The following is a 2901-nucleotide window of genomic DNA, read 5'->3' on the forward strand; positions in this document are numbered from 1 at the left end:
GGCTAAAGATGGTAATACACTTATTAAAGATTTTTCTAAGCTACATAAGCAAAACTCTGATTTTGTAACGCGTACGGTTAAGCACTTTATTAGTAAAGATCCTTCGCTTACCACCGAAGGTGCGCTTGAAAAGCTATATAACAATTATATAAAGAAATAATTACAGAAATTCATCTTAATTAACTGCGTTTTCACCTGTTTTTTTGGCTTTATTCCTTAGCTTTCGCTAAAGTAGCAAAAAAACAGGAGATCCAAACAACATGCAAAAATTTGCACCTTCTTTATTAGCGGTTGGCTTAGCTGCTGCACTTGTAGGCTGCCAAGAAAACGGCCCACAAGACGATAAAATAACAATTAACAAAAATCCTTACCCAAGTACTTATCAGCCACTTTCTACATCAAGCACTCTTATTACAAATGCAACAGTACTGACAGGTACTGGTGAGCGTTTAGATGAGGCTGATGTATTACTTGTTGATGGTAAAGTACAACAAGTCGGTAAAGACTTAACAGCCACTGCTGATATTACAATTGATGCACAAGGAAAATGGGTAACACCGGGTATTATTGATGTACATTCACATTTAGGCGCATACCCAAGTCCGTCGGTCGAGTCGCATCAAGATGGTAACGAAATGACCAGCCCTAACACTGCAGAAGTGTGGGTCGAGCATTCTGTTTGGCCACAAGATCCAGGCTTTAATCGTGCACGCGAAGGCGGCATTACTTCTCTACAAATTTTACCAGGCTCAGCTAACTTATTTGGTGGACGCGGCGTTACGCTTAAAAACGTACCAGCGCACACTATGCAAGGGATGAAATTTCCAGAGGCGCCGTATGGTTTAAAAATGGCGTGTGGTGAAAACCCTAAACGTGTTTATGGTCGTCAAGGTGTATTGCCTTCAACCCGTATGGGTAATATGGCTGGTTACCGTATGGCATGGGCTGAAGCCGCTGAGTACAAACGTGCATGGGATAAATACGATGCCGATTATGAAGCCGGTTTAAACCCAGAAGCGCCAGTACGTGATATTAAACACGATACGCTTCGCGGTGTGCTTGAAGGCGAAGTACGTATTCATAATCATTGTTATAAAGCTGAAGAAATGGCAATGATGATTGACCTGTCAAAAGAATTTGGTTACCACGCAGGTACTTTTCATCACGGTGTAGAAGCATATAAAATTGCTGACTTACTTGCGCAAAATGGTTCGTGTGCTGCACTTTGGCCAGACTGGTGGGGCTTTAAAATGGAAGCCTACGACATGGTTCAAGAAAACGTAGCTATTGTTGATGCGGTTAAAAACTCGTGTGCAGTTGTTCACTCAGATTCAGATACTACTATTCAGCGTTTAAACCAAGAAGCTGGTAAGGTTATGTACCGTGCTAACGAAAACGGTTTTGATATTTCTGAGCAACACGCTATTAAATGGATCACGTCTAACGCTGCTAAATCGCTAGGTATTGATGACAAAACAGGTTCACTAGAAGCGGGTAAGCAAGGCGATGTGGTTATTTGGAATCAAAGCCCATTTAGTGTCTATGCTAAAGCTGAACAAGTGTTTGTTGATGGTGCAAAGGTTTACGATAGAAACGACAGCGCGTACCAAGCAACAAGTGATTTTATGTTAGGTCAACAATAAGGAGCACCCAGAATGAAAAATTTATCACGTTCGTTTTCGCTTTCTCTGGTTGCTGCAGGATTATTAGCATCTGGTGCTGTAAGCGCACAATCACTAGCAATTATTAATGCAACATTGCATACGTCTTCTGATCAAGGTGTATTAGAAGCGGCAAGCATAGTAATGACAGATGGTAAAATCACAGCGATTAACCCAACTGAAATTAAAGTAGATCAAATTATTGATGCAAAAGGGCAAATTGTAACTCCTGGCTTTATAGCAAGTATTAATCAACTTGGTTTAGTTGAAGTAAGTGCAGTTGCAGGCTCTCGCGATGCAGGTGAGGAAAAAGCCGGTATTGATTTTGATGTAAGCCTTGCTTACAACGCACATTCAAGCTTAATTCCTTACGCTCGTAAAGGCGGCGTAACACGCGATGTAATTACTCCTCATGGCGGCGATAGCATTTTTTCAGGCCTTGCGAGTGTTGTTGATTTAAGTGGTAGTTTTGACAGTGACATGCAAAAACAAGCGGCTTTAATTGTTTACTTAGGTGAGCGTAGTAAAGGCTCACGTGCTTTTACTTTGCAAACACTTATTAATAAGCTTGATGAGCACAAAAATAAAGCTGGTAAAAAAGCGAAAAAAGATGACGACAAGCCAAGTACTGAAGATAAAGTAATGGCTAAAGTACTCAGTGGTGAAATGCCATTAGTGGTTGGCGTTTCGCGTGCGGCGGATATTATTGAGCTAATTAAAGTAAAAGAGCAATTTGGTATTAACCTAGTACTTAACGGTGCGCAAGATGCTGTTGTAGTAAAAGAGCGCGTTGCTAAAGCAAATATTCCAGTGATTATTAGTGCAATGGATAGCTTACCAGGAAGCTTTGATTCGCTTCATGCGAGTTTAGATAATGCTAGTGTGCTTGAAAAAGCAGGCGTTAAAGTATTATTAACGGTAGGTGGCGATGCAAGTCACAATATTTATCAGCTGCGTTTTGATGCTGGTAATGCTGTGTCTTATGGTATGAGCCAAGAAGGTGCGTTAAAAGCGCTTACATCAAACGTTGCTGATGTATTTGGCATTAATGCAGGTAGCCTTGAAGTAGGCAAAGCTGCTGATGTGGTAATATGGAGTAATGACCCGTTTGAGCTAAGCAGCCATGTGAGCAAAATGTTTATTAATGGCGTTGAGGTTTCTACACAATCTCGTCAAGATAAATTGCGTGACCGCTATACGACAGATTCAAAAATGCCACGTGCTTATACCAACCCGCAAT

The 2901-nt window shown here is 41.1% G+C and carries 2 protein-coding genes; both read left to right on the forward strand.

Annotated elements, in window-relative coordinates:
- Positions 1 to 260 precede the first annotated feature (260 nt).
- A complete protein-coding gene (locus H5072_RS15930) occupies positions 261 to 1643 on the forward strand; it encodes an amidohydrolase (protein ID WP_002962503.1) in 1383 nt (460 codons plus the stop codon).
- Positions 1644 to 1655: 12 nt separating this feature from the next.
- On the forward strand, positions 1656 to 2901 hold a 1246-nt coding region (locus H5072_RS15935), incomplete at its 3' end, for an amidohydrolase family protein (protein WP_182694075.1).

Origin of the sequence: Pseudoalteromonas sp. SR45-5 (assembly GCF_014163565.1) — a bacterium.
GTDB classification, from domain to species: Bacteria; Pseudomonadota; Gammaproteobacteria; order Enterobacterales; family Alteromonadaceae; genus Pseudoalteromonas; species Pseudoalteromonas distincta.

Excerpts from the sequence above, each read along its gene's own strand:
- H5072_RS15930 (WP_002962503.1), top strand. The coding sequence starts at position 261 with ATGCAAAAATTTGCACCTTCTTTATTAGCGGTTGGCTTAGCTGCTGCA.